Genomic DNA, 1774 nt, shown 5'->3' on the forward strand with positions numbered 1-1774 from the left:
TGCTCGGTGCCGTCGATCTCGACGATGGCGTCGCCTTCGAGGATGGTCACGCTCTCGGGGCAGTTGTGGGTGTGCAGCGCGATGCCGGCGCCGCCTTCGAAGAGGGTCTGGCCGGTGAGGAAGACCTCCGCGCCGACCGCTTTGGTGACCAGGGGGATGGTGCGGGCGCCGCCGCCGCGACTGAAGGCGGTCAGCTCGGCGGGGCGCAGTACGGCGGGCGGGAAGGCGGCGAAGCAGGGCCCGTCGGGGGTTGGTTCGGGGCACATGGGGTGTTTCTCCGTGTGGTGAAGGGGCGTTCAGCTGGTGGGGGCGGCGGGGCCGATCCAGACCGTCTTGATGTTGACGAACTCGCGGATGCCCTCGGCGCCGAGTTCCCGGCCGTAGCCGGACCTCTTGATGCCGCCGAAGGGCAGGCGCGGGTCGGAGGCGACCATACCGTTGACGAAGACGGCACCGGTGTCGAGGACGCGGGCGAGGCGGCGGGCGCGGTCCAGGTCGGATGTCCACAGGGCGGCGCCGAGGCCGTACTCGGTGCGGTTGGCCAGGGCGATGGCCTCGTCGGCGTCGGCGGCGCGGGTGATGGCGGCGACCGGGCCGAAGGTCTCCTCGTCGAAGGCGGCCATGCCGGGGCGGACGTGGTCGAGGACGGTGGGCGGGTAGTAGCAGCCCGGCCCGTCCGGGATCTCGCCGCCGAGCTTGAGGCCGGCGCCGGCGGCGACGGTGCGCCGGACCTGGTCGTGCAGGGTCTCGCGGAGGTTGGCGCGGGCCATGGGGCCGATCGCGGTGTCCGGGTCGGTCGGGTCGCCGACCTTCAGGGCGGCCGCGGCGGCGGTGAAGGCCGCCACGAACGCGTCGGCGACCGCCTCTTCGACGATGAACCGCTTGGCGTTGACGCAGGACTGGCCGGCGTTGATGTAGCGGGCCTTGACGGCGGTGGCGGCGGCGTCGTCGATGTCGGCGTCGGCGAGGACGACGAAGGGGTCGGAGCCGCCGAGTTCGAGGACCTGCTTCTTCAGTACGGCCGCCGCCTGGGCGGCGACGATCGCGCCGACCTCGGTGGAGCCGGTGAGGGTGACGGCCGCGACCCGCGGATCGGCGATGATCCCGGCGACCTGGTCGACCTCGACCAGCAGTGTCCGGCACAGGCCCTCGGGGGCGCCGGCCTTGCGGACGACCTCTTCGACGGCGAGGGCGCACTGCGGCACGTTGTTGGCGTGCTTGAGCAGGGCGCCGTTGCCGGCTGCCAGGGCCGGGGCGGCGAAGCGGAAGAACTGCCAGAAGGGGTAGTTCCACGGCATCACCGCGAGGACCACGCCCAGCGGGTCGTAGACGACGGCGCTTTCGGCGGCGTTGGACTCAACGGGCCGGTCGGCGAGGTGGGTTGGGGCGTGGTCGGCGTAGTAGTCGCAGGTGAGGGCGCACTTGTCGATCTCCGCGCGGGCCTCGGTGATGGGTTTGCCCATCTCGGCGGTGATCAGGGTCGCGTAGTACTCCCGGCCCTCGCGCAGCACGCGGGCCATCTCCCGCAGCAGCGGGGTGCGTTCGGTGACCGTGCGCCCGCGCCAGACGGCCTGGGCCGAGGCGGCGGCGGTGAGGATGCCGTCGACCTCCTGGGCGGACTGCGGGCTGTAGCGGGCGAGTTCGGTGTCGGTGGCCGGATTGCTGGAGATGATCATCGGGGGGTCGCTCCGGTGTGTTCGATGGTGCGGCAGATCTCGGCGGTGAAGTCGGCGGTGTCGAGGGTTCCGCCGATATCACGGGTGCGGGTGGCGGG

The 1774-nt window shown here is 72.3% G+C and carries 1 protein-coding gene and 1 pseudogene; both read right to left on the reverse strand.

What is annotated here, in order from left to right; translation table 11 throughout:
* A pseudogene (locus ACWD4G_RS45595) lies at positions 1 to 266 on the reverse strand (cupin domain-containing protein); the annotation flags it as partial.
* Between the two features lie 30 nt (positions 267 to 296).
* Complete coding sequence (locus ACWD4G_RS45600; RefSeq protein WP_451304658.1) at positions 297 to 1676, reverse strand: NAD-dependent succinate-semialdehyde dehydrogenase; 1380 nt, start codon at positions 1674 to 1676, stop codon at positions 297 to 299.
* Positions 1677 to 1774: the final 98 nt, after the last annotated feature.

The organism is Streptomyces sp. NPDC002643, assembly GCF_053592555.1.

Coding starts and splice junctions, on each gene's coding strand:
- ACWD4G_RS45600 (WP_451304658.1), bottom strand. CDS start 1,676: ATGATCATCTCCAGCAATCCGGCCACCGACACCGAACTCGCCCGCTAC.